At 42.6% G+C, this 12020-nt stretch carries 10 protein-coding genes; 7 read left to right on the forward strand and 3 right to left on the reverse strand.

Annotation, left to right across the window (positions count from 1 at the left end):
• Positions 1-97: 97 nt before the first annotated feature.
• On the reverse strand, positions 98-823 hold the full coding sequence (locus ACOJQI_RS04040; protein WP_421385382.1) for a DUF421 domain-containing protein: 726 nt from the start codon (positions 821-823) through the stop codon (positions 98-100).
• A 167-nt stretch (positions 824-990) separates the two neighbouring features.
• Between ACOJQI_RS04040 and ACOJQI_RS04045 the strand changes: the two genes are divergently transcribed.
• The 6 genes from ACOJQI_RS04045 to ACOJQI_RS04070 all read left to right on the forward strand — a co-directional run bounded on the left by ACOJQI_RS04045 (position 991) and on the right by ACOJQI_RS04070 (position 7349).
• On the forward strand, positions 991-1242 hold the full coding sequence (locus ACOJQI_RS04045) for a sigma-G-dependent sporulation-specific acid-soluble spore protein CsgA (RefSeq protein ID WP_421383763.1): 252 nt from the start codon (positions 991-993) through the stop codon (positions 1240-1242).
• 102 nt (positions 1243-1344) lie between these two features.
• Positions 1345-2169, forward strand: a complete 825-nt coding sequence (locus tag ACOJQI_RS04050) for an ABC transporter ATP-binding protein (protein ID WP_421383764.1) — start codon at positions 1345-1347, stop codon at positions 2167-2169.
• Between the two features lie 2 nt (positions 2170-2171).
• Positions 2172-3809, forward strand: a complete 1638-nt coding sequence (locus tag ACOJQI_RS04055; RefSeq protein ID WP_421383765.1) for a hypothetical protein — start codon at positions 2172-2174, stop codon at positions 3807-3809.
• 199 nt (positions 3810-4008) lie between these two features.
• Positions 4009-5202, forward strand: a complete 1194-nt coding sequence (locus tag ACOJQI_RS04060; protein WP_421383766.1) for an MFS transporter — start codon at positions 4009-4011, stop codon at positions 5200-5202.
• 201 nt (positions 5203-5403) lie between these two features.
• The gene (locus tag ACOJQI_RS04065; RefSeq protein ID WP_421383767.1) at positions 5404-6633 is read left to right on the forward strand and encodes an aminopeptidase; all 1230 of its coding nucleotides are present in this window, start codon (positions 5404-5406) and stop codon (positions 6631-6633) included.
• A 140-nt stretch (positions 6634-6773) separates the two neighbouring features.
• On the forward strand, positions 6774-7349 hold the full coding sequence (locus tag ACOJQI_RS04070) for a general stress protein (RefSeq protein ID WP_421383768.1): 576 nt from the start codon (positions 6774-6776) through the stop codon (positions 7347-7349).
• 234 nt (positions 7350-7583) lie between these two features.
• Here the strand turns inward: ACOJQI_RS04070 and ACOJQI_RS04075 are convergent, their stop codons facing one another.
• Complete coding sequence (locus tag ACOJQI_RS04075) at positions 7584-8372, reverse strand: CAP domain-containing protein (protein WP_421383769.1); 789 nt, start codon at positions 8370-8372, stop codon at positions 7584-7586.
• Positions 8373-8649: 277 nt separating this feature from the next.
• On the opposite strand from ACOJQI_RS04075, the gene ACOJQI_RS04080 reads away from it, so the two are divergent.
• A complete protein-coding gene (locus ACOJQI_RS04080) occupies positions 8650-11043 on the forward strand; it encodes a M14 family zinc carboxypeptidase (protein ID WP_421383770.1) in 2394 nt (797 codons plus the stop codon).
• A 60-nt stretch (positions 11044-11103) separates the two neighbouring features.
• On the opposite strand, the gene ACOJQI_RS04085 is transcribed toward ACOJQI_RS04080, so the two are convergent.
• Complete coding sequence (locus ACOJQI_RS04085) at positions 11104-11967, reverse strand: STAS domain-containing protein (RefSeq protein WP_421383771.1); 864 nt, start codon at positions 11965-11967, stop codon at positions 11104-11106.
• Between the last annotated feature and the right edge of the window lie 53 nt (positions 11968-12020).

Raw genomic sequence — 12020 nt, forward strand, 5'->3', positions numbered from 1 at the left:
TTATACCAGAAAGGGAATACGCCGTTTAATAAAGAAAAAGGTGCCTGGTACAAATTCACAGATCTGTACCAGGCACCTTTTATGCAAATGAGCAAATTTAATGATAAAGGGAAGGGATATTGTTCGACTGTTCATCCTTCCTGGAAATATGCAATTCCAAGTTCTTATTGATAGATGCAAAGAATACTTCGCCAATATCCTCTATGCCTTGTGAATGAAGCTGCTGCTTAAGCCAATTGTCATTAAGGTTATATTGGTGAAGGACATTATGATACACGGTTCCCTCCATGATAAGGGGGACAGAAATGCCTGCTGATGGCTGGATGATGCCCAGGTCACCAATGGTTGCAGTCTGTTTCTTGGCCTTTTTGTAAACGCTTAGAGCTCCGCTTGATTCAATGATGGCTGTTTCGACGTCATTAATGTTGAATACGTCTTTTTCCCTGAGCATCTGCAGAATATTATCGACCGAGTAATTTATTTGTTTTAAATTTTTTCTTAACAGCTTTCCATTTTGTATGACGACCGTTGGTTCAAAGGTAAGCAGCCTGCCGATTTTTCTGTTTGCGATTTTCAGCTTGGAAACAAATTTTTGCAAAAGACCGATCGCAATGACCGCTACACCTGTTTGGAGATGCTGTACCTTAGGTTCGGCAATATCGGCTCCCACTACTGAACCGAGTGTCAGGATGATGAGGAAATCAAAAATGGGTAGTTCGCCGATGGCCCGTTTTCCCATATAGATCGTAATGAATAATAGAAGAGGCAGAATAGTGATGATTCTGCCTAGGACAAACAGGGTTTCTTTAATGGTTTCAACCATCATTCCAGCCTCCCGTGCGTTTTCATTCCAGTTATTGATACTTTTACCGAATACCCTTGAATTATACGGATGGCCGGGAGTTTCAGGAAACAGATTTCCTCCCCGCATATTTCCCCGGGATTTAGTCATCCTAAATTTATCAAAGACAATTCAAAGGAGGATTCATTATGGATCAAAACCTGGCATATTTGCGGGAAGTGCTCTCCAATTATACAGAAGGAAATGACACGATGAGGGAAATCTACCGTAAAATTGAGCATGGGCACTATCCGTCGGAAGGTGCATTTGTCAGAGGGCTGAGTGAGGAAGAAATCCGTTCGCTCGAGAATATCCTTGATGATGAAATCAACCATGCGAATGAAGCGGGTGACCTCGAACGCGGTTATCAGCTGAATGAAGTGTATGAACTGCTATATTAGAGTGAGGGACAAAAGGGGCTGAGAGCCTCTTTTTTCTTTTTATAATGCTTGAAAGAACAATGAATATTATTCTAATAGGTGGGGCTGTCACTTTCACCCAATATGTTACAATTGAGGAAGAAAGAAGGTGTTCTTGTGAGGGTTCAGGGAGAGACAGTGTTGGCGATTAAGGAACTTCAAAAAAGTTATGGGGCTAAGCATGTACTGAAAGGAATTGATCTGGAGGTCCGGAAAGGGCAGATCATTGGATATATCGGACCGAATGGCGCGGGAAAGAGTACAACAGTCAAGATTCTGCTGGGACTTGAGAGTGCCGACCGGGGAGAGATTGAGGTTTTTGGAGAAAAGATTTCTGATAGTGACATAGATTATAAGAAAAAGATTGGCTATGTGCCGGAAATTGCAGAGATTTATGATAACCTGACAGCAAACGAATATATGACGTTTATCGGTGAGTTGTATGGGATGCCGGCAAAGGAAGCATCGGATAAAGCGTACAAACTTATGAACATCTTTGGATTAAAGGATGTATTTCACTCGAAAATTTCTTCTTATTCAAAAGGGATGAAACAGAAAGTCCTGATCATTTCCAGCCTGCTTCATGATCCGGAACTGCTATTCTTTGATGAGCCGATCAACGGTCTGGATGCCAATAGTGTCATGATTTTTAAAGAAATCCTGGCAAAGCTGGCTGCAGAAGGAAAGACGATCTTTTACTCCTCTCATATCATGGATGTAGTTGAAAAAATCAGCAGCCGGATCATTCTGCTTCATAATGGGCGGATTGTGGCAGATGGTACTTTTGACGAATTGAAGGGGCAGAACATGGAAGGGACATTGGAACAGATTTTCAATGAACTTACCGGATTCAATGAACATGGAGAGATAGCAGAGCGGTTTGTTGAAATTGTCAGGGGCGGTGTGTAAGGATGAAGGATTTCCCTACACTGAAATTCCTGGATTATTTTCAATGGATATTTACAAGGCAGGGCGTTGATTACAAAATTCTCCGGAAAATCCTCCAAGTTAAATTGATCATGGATGGAAGACGGGTGCCGACGGTTTTCAATCAGTCCAATAAAAAACAGAAAGAGGATAACAATCGCTTTATTAAGTCCTTGTGGATATATGCCTTGTATGGGCTGTTTCTCGTTCCCATCATGCTGCTGGGAGATAGTTACCTATTTCAAATGAGTTTAACATTCGGAGTGCTGATGTTTATCATCATGACTTCTATGATTTCCGACTTTTCGTCGGTTCTGCTTGATGTCCGGGACCGGAATATCATCCATACAAAACCTGTGGATAAGAGAACGATCAGCCTGGCCAAAACATTACATATATGTATTTACCTATTCTTTTTGACAGCAGCGATTGCGGCCATTCCGCTTGCGGTCAGTGTCTTTTCGCACGGACCGTTATTTTCCCTGCTGTTCTTAGGCGAAATTATATTGATGGATTTTCTGATTGTCGTCCTTACCGCCATACTTTATTTTGCGATCCTGCGATTTTTCGATGGCGAAAAACTGAAGGATATCATTAATTATGTTCAAATCGGTCTTTCCATCGGCCTTGCGGTTGGATACCAGTTCGTGGCCCGTTCGTTTGAACTGGTCGAGTTGGATATGGTGTTCTCTCCGGCATGGTGGCAGTTCCTGATTCCGCCTGTCTGGTTCGCTGCTCCTTTTCAGTTGTTCCTGCAAGGCGATGGCGGTTCTTATATTATTGCTTTTACCGTACTGGCATTTGCTGTACCAATCATTGCACTGTTCATCTATACAAAAATCATGCCTGCCTTTGAACAAAATCTGCAAAAGCTGTCAAGCCACAGCGGCAAGGATAAAAAAACAGCACAGCAATACTTTGATTTGGAAGCTCGAGTTGTCTGCAGAAATAGTGAGGAGATGGCTTTTTACAGATTTGCCCGCTCGATGATGAAAACGGAAAGGGACTTTAAGCTTAAGGTGTACCCTTCCCTTGGTTTTTCTTTGATATTTCCGTTTATTTTTATTTTTAACCAGCTGCAATTTGGTTCATTTGAGAGCATTAGGGAGAGCAAATGGTATTTGTCTCTGTATTTTACGGTATTAATGATCCCGAATATATTGATGATGCTGAAATTCTCCGGCAGACATAAGGGAGCATGGATTTACAGAACGGCTCCTGTCGGGCACCTGCGATCCATCTATACCGGAACAATTAAAGCATTTGTAGTTAGGCTGTTTCTTCCGGTGTACTTGCTTCTTAGCGTGATTTTCATGTTCTTATTCGGCTTGACGATCATTGAAGACATTTTAATCATATTTTTGAGCAGCATTCTTTATATCATTATCGGCTTCAGCTTGTTGAAAGGCACCCTGCCGTTTTCGATGTCTTTTGAAGCCGCTCAAGATAGTGACAACTGGAAGCTGATCCCTTTCTTTTTATTGATCGGCGTGTTTGTGGGGGTGCATTTCCTCTTCACTCTTATCAGCTTTGGTACCTATATTTATTTAGCCCTGATGCTGACTGCAGTACTGGTATCTTGGAAATATTCCTTTAAAACATCATGGGAAGATTTGAAATAGTATATAAGCGGCCTTCTGCCAGGTTTTTCAGGCAGAAGGTTTCTTTTTTCGTATTCCAATTCAGGGTCAGCTGTGCTATTATTTAGTAATTCGAAATAATATTGAGATGAATAAATAATCTTCCTGCGCGAAGATTGTTTTTTATTTTGTTTTTAAAAAACGGCCTGCTGCAAAGAGGCCGAAACAGGAGGTACTTAAGGTGAAAGAAACATTATGGTCCAAGTCATTCATTATGCTGATGATTGGTAATTTGTTTGTATTCATGTCCTTTCAAATGCTGATACCTACCTTGCCTCCATACATTAAATCCCTGGGAGCATCGGGATTGGAGATAGGGCTTGTCACTACATTGTTCTCCATCGGGGCTGTATTGAGCAGACCTTTTATCGGCTTTATGCTGGAATATAAAACAAGGAAGCCGCTGGTTTTGATCGGTGCGGCTGCGCTTCTTCTTATCACATTTATTTATCCGATTTCGCAAATTGTCGTGATCTTCCTTTTATTCCGCTTCATTCACGGCCTTGCCTGGGGTTGGTCAACGACCGTCAATGGAACCGCGGCGGTTGATGTGGTTCCTAATTCAAGGCTTGGTGAAGGAATGGGGTACTATGGATTATCGATCACAATCGGGATGATTATTGCACCGAGTCTGGGGATTTTCTTGTTTCAAGTGACTTCGTTTAACAACTTGATCTATATATCAGGCGCTTTGGGAGTCATTGCGCTGATCCTGCTGGGGACTGTGCACTACCAGACTCCTCAATCGGTAAAAGAAACGAAGAAAGAGGAGCTGAAATTCTCCTATCTTGGCTCTCTTGTGGAAAAATCGAGCATCTACCCGGCGATCATAACAGTTATAGCCACATTCGGTTACGGATCGATTGTAACGTTCATCGTCATATTCGGCGAAGAGCGCGGGATCGATCAAATCTTCCTTTTCTATTTGTTTAATGCAATAATGGCATCACTTTCACGTCCTATTGCCGGAAAGTGGTTTGATGAAAAAGGGCCGATCGGATTGGTGCTTTTCTGTACATCGTTGACTTTTGTCGGTATGTGGGTACTGTCGTTCGCGCATTCAAATCTGTTTATCATCATAGCAGGTGTGTTATTTGGTGTAGGGTTCGGTTCATTGATTCCTACTCTGCAATCATGGGTCCTTTCCAAAACTCCTTCCAACCGAAGAGGGGTTGCGAATGGAATGTTCTTCTCATCGATTGACCTTGGAATTGGCTTGAGCGGTCTTGTTTTCGGTGTACTGGCACAGTTCGTGGAAACCGGTACGCTATTTCAAATTTCAAGTGCTTTCCTATTGATTGCCATGGTTCTGACCATAAAAGAAGCAAGAGGAAAGAAACTGCAGCAGCAGACGCAGGTATCAACTTCAGCATAATCAAAGGGACAGTCTTCAGTGCTTTAACGCGCTATAGGGGACTGTCCCTCTTTATGCTTTAAAGCGTTAAAGCGAAGTGCGCTTTGCTTGATGTTTATTGTTGAAAAAGAGTAACGTGTTCAATAAGTTTAGTTCATTCCGTTGTTTTGGATGGAATATAATGAAGCGGTACATAGTTGAATAGTGATCGGAGGAAATCAAATGGATTTTGAAAGAAATCTTGATAAATATGCGGAGCTTGCTGTGAAAGCCGGCGTCAATATACAGGAAGGCCAGTACCTATGGATCTCTGCTCCAATTGGAACGGAACAACTGGTCAGGAAAGTTGTCAAACAGGCTTACCTTGCAGGAGCAGGTGATGTACATGTTCAATGGTACGATGAAGAAGTGAAGAGGACTCATTATGAGCTCGCCCCTGACCCGGCGTTTGAACAATTCCCGGATTGGCTTGCGTCGGCTTTTGATTCAGTGGCAGAAAAAGAGGGAGCTTTTTTACAGATTGAGGCAGATGATCCCGACTTGCTGAAAGGAATTCCAGCAGAAAGATTACTGAGATTCGAAAAGGCAAGGGGAAATGCGCTTGAAAATTTTTATGATGCCATTGAAACAGACAAGATCAGCTGGTCCATCATTGCCATGCCATCACAAAAATGGGCAGATAAGGTGTTCCCTGGCCTGGCTGCCTCTGAACGAATGCCTGCCTTATGGGATACTATTTTTGAAGCTGTCAGGATTAACAAGGAAGATCCCGTTGCCGAATGGCGAGAACATATAGAAACATTGAAAGCGAAAGCTTCCCAGTTGAATGAGAAGCGTTTCTGGAAGCTTCATTATTCGGCTCCTGGAACAGACCTGACCATCGAGCTGCCTGATCAGCATATATGGCAGACCGGCAGTTCAATGAATAGCAAAGGAATAACGTTCATAGCCAATATGCCAACAGAAGAAGTCTATACAGTCCCTCTTAAGAGCGGAGTGAACGGCTATGTAACGAGTACCAAGCCATTGGCCTATCAGGGGAATGTCATTGAGAATTTCAAGCTTACGTTTGATAAAGGAAAGATTATCGAAGCCAAGGCTGAGAAAGGCCAGGAATTACTTGAAAAAATTCTGGAGACGGATGAAGGGGCGGGCTATTTAGGGGAAGTAGCATTAGTGCCGCACAGGTCGCCAATCTCTGAGACGGGTATCCTGTACTTTAATACACTGTTTGATGAAAATGCGTCCAATCATCTGGCGATAGGTTCTTCCTATCCGACTTGTTTAGAAGGCGGCCAGGATCTCTCTGAAGAGGAGAAAAAAACGGCAGGACTGAATGACAGCATTGTCCATGAGGATTTTATGATTGGTTCTGACAAAATGAATATTGACGGGATCTTTAAAGATGGAACAAGAGAAGCGGTCTTCAGGCAGGGGAACTGGGTATTTTAAGGAAGGCAAAGGGGCTGATCCCCTTTGCTTTTTCTTTTTGCTTTTTTTAAATATAAAAAGGTTTGTAATAATAATTCATGTTTAGCCGGGAGGAATTCGGGAATTGAATGAATGTAGAAATCTTTTGAGGAGGGATACAAGTGAGCAAGACAATTATAGGCGGTGTATTTAGAAATCAAGAAGAAGCAATTCGTGCAATCGAGGCGCTCCATGATTTAGGTTACTCCAAAGAAGACATTTCAATTTTCGCAAAAGATAATGATGATGTGAAAGAAATTGAGCATGAAACAGACAGTCATGTAACCGAAAGTGACAGCGGACGTGGTAAAAATGCTGGTAAAGGATTCGGAATCGGTGCCGGTACAGGCGGTGTCCTTGGCGGTATCGCTGGTATCATTGCCGAAGTAGGATTATTGACGATCCCTGGAGTCGGTGTACTTGCAGCAGCTGGTCCATTAGCCACTGCATTGAGCGGTGCGGCAATCGGTGCCGGCGGCGGTGGTCTTGTTGGTGCACTTACAGGTGCAGGAATTCCTGAAGAGCACGCTAAAGAATATGAAGGCCATTTAAACAAGGGACATATTGTCGTACTTGTTGATGCTGATGAAGACCGTAGAGATAAAGTTTATGGTCATTTCTCAGAAAACAATTCTCTAAACACTCATACCTATCCAGAGCGTGTACGAGTGAATAATACGGATAACACAAATCTGTAATAGTCAGATGAAAATGAAAACCCCCGGCAGCTGCTGCCGGGGGTTTTGTATTGTTAAGCCGCTGAACGGCCGCTTCCGCTTTTATCAATCCAGCTCCAAGGCCCCAGCGGCTAGCAGATTTCGGTCTCTCTCCTTGCGATAAATCATCATCGAATCGCTTCGCTCTTCGTGATTCCTTTATCTCATGCGAGAGCCCTCCAATCTGTACGCCGCTAAGCGGGGCCTTTCCGCTTTTTATTTAATAAACATCTGCGTCCAATAAATTCCCATTCCGCCGTCTTCGGCATATCCGACACCGATATGTGTAACTTGCTGGTTCATGATGTTTTTACGGTGTCCCGGGCTTTCCATCCAAGCTTTAACGACTTCTTCTGGTGTTTTCTGTCCTGCTGCGATGTTTTCAGCTGCTGTGCTGTAATCAATCCCGAAGTTCTCCATCATTTCAAACGGGGAACCATAGGTAGGAGAAGTGTGAGAGAAATAGTTCTTATCGACCATATCCTCTGACTTGATGCGAGCCACGTTTGAAAGCTCTGCATGCGGTTTTAATGCTGGCAGACCATTCTTTTTACGTTCTGCATTCGTTAAATCAATCACCTGTTTAACCGTATTGTCCATGTTGCCGGCTTCAGCATTTTGATTTTGATCATTACCTTCTGCAGGCTGCTGCGGAGTCTCTGGTTCCTGGGCAGCTTGATCCTGCCTGTTTGTTTGTTCATTTCCTTGGCCGGCAAATTGTCTTGCATTTTGTCCGCCGTTTCTAGGGTTCAAAGGCACTATATAGCGCTGAGTGAAAAGGTTTCTTCCCTGGCGCTGAACACCGGCATCCCCCGCATTTCGGTCTGTTCTGGCTGCACCATTTCCGTCATTATTCAGGTTTGGGTTCTCGCCGCTGAAGCTTACAGGATCGTAATTTACATCCTGGGGATCAGCGAGTTCGTTATCTCCATTTCCGTTACAAGCCGTCAGAATCATCAGGGGCGCAAGTGCACATATAAGAAAAGATTTAATCTTAACCTTCATTGTAATAACCTCCTTTAATTAGGTCCATTGACCATTATTTAATATGTTCATTCGACCTGTTTTTTAAAGAGGTAAAAACTGCATCCCGAAAGATGAATCAACTTCCGGAATGGTGAATTTATGAGTATATATACGTTTATAAAAATAAAAATCCATAATTAAACTGAGATTATCCAGTGAAATAAAAGGAAAACGAAAATGGATATTTATTACTATTGTATTTTTATTCATTTAATTTTATAATTTTCCAAGAATTTAAAAAAGGAGGAACACAAGGATGGCTTTTAAGAAAATTTCTGCTGGAGTATTGAGTATCAGTTTGTTGGCTGCAGTACCATTCTCTGTAATGGCGAATCCAAATGATCATATTGCGGGAGTTGCTGTGAACCAAAAAGAAAATACGACAGGGAGCTTATTCAACAAAGAGGATTATGACTTTGTGAAGTACTCAGAGATCAAGAGCAAACTGGAGAGTATCGAGAAGAGTAGCAATCGGATTACTTTGGACATTAAGGGGAAATCAGCTGATGGGCATGACATGTTTGTTGTAACCATCTCTGATCCAAGTGCCAAGGGGAAGTATTCACATTTTCAGGCTTTGAGGAAGCAAATGTTTAAGAACCCGGAAAAAGCACAGGAATGGATTGACAAGAATCCAGATTTAAAAGTGCCGATCATGATTAATGCCTCAATCCATGGGACTGAATATGTAGGTACAGATGCTGCTCTGCAATTGATTGAAAGAATGGCCTTTGAAAATGATCCGGAAACGAAGACAATCTTAGATAACAATATTATCATCGTCAATGTGGTGGCTAATCCCGATGGGCGGTTTGACGGCACCAGATTTAATGGGAATGGAATTGACCTTAATCGTGATTTCATTACACAATCACAGCCGGAAACAGAAGTTGCCGTTGATCTAATGACCGAATGGAACCCAATGGTCCTTCTTGATTTACATGGATACGTAAGAGACTATGGCGGTGTCGGAAATCCTGGTTTGATAGAACCTTGCACTCCGCCTCATAATCCAAATTATGAATATGATCTTTTTGAAAAGTGGGCACTGGATCAGGCGAAGGCGATGGAAAGTGAAATTGTTTCAAACAGCAGCAGTGAGTTCGAAGGAGCATTGTATGAAAACATGACTGGTACATATATTCCTTATCGTGATGATGCAGCAGGGTGGGATGATTATCCGCCGATTTTCACTCCGATGTACGCCATGTATCACGGGGCATACGGACATACTTTGGAAGCGCCGACCAATGATGAAGATGGTGTGAAATGGACGTATGACGCGATAGTGGGGGCGTTGAAATTCGCTACCGAAAACCGGACTGAGATGATTAAGGACCAGATTGAGATGTTCAAGCGGGGGGTTGAATTTGACCATCCGTATCAGGAGGAAGGATTTTTTCCTGAAAACTATATCCTTCCTGTTGATGAAACAGATCCAACAGCAACCGAAAAAGCAGTGGAACATCTTTTGAAAAATGATATTGCTGTTGAAGAAGTGAAGCAAGCTTTTACTGTTGAGGGGAAAGAATATCCTGCCGGGACTTATGTGGTCAAAATGAATCAGGCAAAAGCCGGTCTTGCCAACACAATGCTTTGGGATGGCGAGGATATTTCAAATGATACAACGGCCATGTATGACATTTCAGCTTGGAGCCTTCCTGAATTATGGGGTTTTGAAGCTGTTCCGGTCAATTCAAAGATCCAGGCTGCTTCGGTGGAAGTAACAAAAGTGAAAGAGCTGGGAGGACTGATTGGGAAAGGGCCTTATGTTATACCGAATTCCTCTGTTGAAGCAGTGAAACTTGTGAATGACCTTGTCAAAAACAGTATAAATGTCCTTCGTGGAAAAGATGGGAACTTCTATGTGCATGCTGGAACGCTTGTGAAGAAATTGGCAGCTGAATCAGGATTAACATTAGAAACAGCGAAGGTTCCAAATGAATATCAAGCAGTAGAGAATGTAAAGGTAGCGATCCTGAAAGATGGAGGGATGAACAAGCAGCAGTCTCATTCAGGAACAAAACTCGCATTAACCAGATTAGGGTTCGACGTAACTGAACTGGAACCGGGAGAAGTAGCTGATAAAGGACTTGATGGTTTTGATGTCTTTGTTTACAGTGGAACAACCGGCTTAATCACGACGGCAGATAAGCAAAGCTCGGCTAATCAGGAATTTGTCCTGAAAGATGCTTCCCAATTTTCGGATTTCAAATCAAACATAACTGAATTTGTTGATAATGGGGGCCGATATATTTCTGTTGGAGCTCTATCTGCTTCCGCAACCAAAATGCTTGGCCTTACAGATGTTACTGTAAATTCAGGAAACGGCAATAGCAACGGAATTGTTAAGGTGGATTATCAAGATTCCTTTATTTCAAGCGGGTACAAAAAGAATGACATTGGCTTTGTTTACCGACCGGCATGGTTCACGGGCTTGGATAATCAAGAAGTGCTGGCTTCCTATGAGAACACTGAAGATTTCTTTGCAGCAGGTTTCTGGAGAGGCAGCTCCAAGCTGGCTGCTAAAGGCCAGGCCGTGATAATAAAAGAAGCGGATGTGGATGTGACGCTGATCGGACTGGAACCTGGCTTCCGCGATCATACAGATTACCTGTTCCGTCTACTTTCCAATACTATATATCAATAATGAAAAAAGCCTTACGGAATTTCCGTAAGGCTTTTTCATACTGTGCTGAGAAGAGCGGAATTATATTTTCAAACTGCTGTCCAGCTTTTTGGCCAGTGTCAAAATGACTCGCTTCAAAGAACTTTCTGTCTGTATTTCAGAGAAATCAATCCCCAATTGAACAGCGGTCAAAGCCACTTCAGGGCGTATCCCTGTGAGGATTGCCCGCACCCCTATCAGAGTCAGCGATTCAATAAGCTGGAAAATCTGCTGTGCCACCATTGTATCGACCATCACCACACCAGACAGGTCGATGATCAGGCAGGAGATCCCTGAATCGATACTCTGCTGCAAAGTCGTTTCTAATATACTTTTTGCTCTGGCTGTATCTATATCTCCTACTATAGGAAGGAGTCCGACATCATCAGTAAGTGTAATGACCGGGGCACTCAGTTCATTGATCAGATTCGATTGGGAAGACAGCCTGTTCAAAAGGATTGCCAGGAAGTTATCTGTGAAAGTTTCCATCACGTAATCAAAAGTCATATTAACTTTTTTAATCCAGTTCATTATGTCTTTGATAGTAATATCGAGCTCCGTCTGTTCAGTGAATTTCTCGATATATTCCAGGATCAAGGTGCGGAAATGTCCGCCGTTTCTGATTACTTCCGTGAGAGAAGTGTCTGAGTTAGCTCTTTCATAGGCTGTTTGTTCAGTCCAGCAGGCAATGCTTTCTTTCATCTCCTCTTCATCCTGGAATAGAGATTCTGCAACCAGCATGACATATTTCCCGTTTTGCTCCTTGATTTTTTCCATTACTTCAGGAGGAGCATCAAGTGAGTAATGGGACCCGGTCCTTAATTCCCGGCACTTCAGCCAATCTTCGGTAAAGGAAGGAATATTTTCATTCAGGTAGGTATATAGAGCTTCCGTTTTAGTTTTCATAAGTTCTCCTTATATAGATATGGATGTATATATTTTCGATAAAAGATTATATA

The organism is Bacillus salacetis, assembly GCF_049177075.1.
GTDB lineage: Bacteria > Bacillota > Bacilli > Bacillales > Bacillaceae_B > Rossellomorea > Rossellomorea salacetis_A.

Excerpts from the sequence above, each read along its gene's own strand:
- ACOJQI_RS04085 (WP_421383771.1), bottom strand. The coding sequence starts at position 11,967 with ATGAAAACTAAAACGGAAGCTCTATATACCTACCTGAATGAAAATATT.
- ACOJQI_RS04045 (WP_421383763.1), top strand. The coding sequence starts at position 991 with ATGGATCAAAACCTGGCATATTTGCGGGAAGTGCTCTCCAATTATACA.
- ACOJQI_RS04040 (WP_421385382.1), bottom strand. The coding sequence starts at position 823 with ATGGTTGAAACCATTAAAGAAACCCTGTTTGTCCTAGGCAGAATCATC.
- ACOJQI_RS04080 (WP_421383770.1), top strand. The coding sequence starts at position 8,650 with ATGGCTTTTAAGAAAATTTCTGCTGGAGTATTGAGTATCAGTTTGTTG.
- ACOJQI_RS04050 (WP_421383764.1), top strand. The coding sequence starts at position 1,345 with ATGTTACAATTGAGGAAGAAAGAAGGTGTTCTTGTGAGGGTTCAGGGA.
- ACOJQI_RS04075 (WP_421383769.1), bottom strand. The coding sequence starts at position 8,372 with ATGAAGGTTAAGATTAAATCTTTTCTTATATGTGCACTTGCGCCCCTG.
- ACOJQI_RS04065 (WP_421383767.1), top strand. The coding sequence starts at position 5,404 with ATGGATTTTGAAAGAAATCTTGATAAATATGCGGAGCTTGCTGTGAAA.
- ACOJQI_RS04055 (WP_421383765.1), top strand. The coding sequence starts at position 2,172 with ATGAAGGATTTCCCTACACTGAAATTCCTGGATTATTTTCAATGGATA.